Here is a 217-nt window from a genome sequence, read left to right on the forward strand (position 1 = left end):
CATTGGCAGCGAGGGGCAGGGCCTGCGGGACGAAACGGTGGAAGCCTGCGATGCCGCGGTGCGCATCCCCATGACCGACCGTGTGGAAAGCCTGAACGCCGGTGTGGCGGGCAGATCGTCGGAATGCAGTACCGGCAGCCGCCCCGCCGCGCCCATGGAGGAACGCAGCGTTTTGGGCGAGAAAGGCGCCGCACAGCCCGGTCCCAGCACCACGGCG

Annotated in this window: 1 protein-coding gene; it reads left to right on the plus strand. The window is 70.0% G+C overall.

What is annotated here, in order from left to right:
- On the plus strand, positions 1-217 hold a 217-nt coding region (locus H6B10_RS18555; RefSeq protein WP_275951119.1), incomplete at both ends, for a TrmH family RNA methyltransferase.

The organism is Gemmiger formicilis (assembly GCF_016901605.1).
In the GTDB taxonomy this organism is placed as follows: domain Bacteria; phylum Bacillota; class Clostridia; order Oscillospirales; family Ruminococcaceae; genus Gemmiger; species Gemmiger formicilis_B.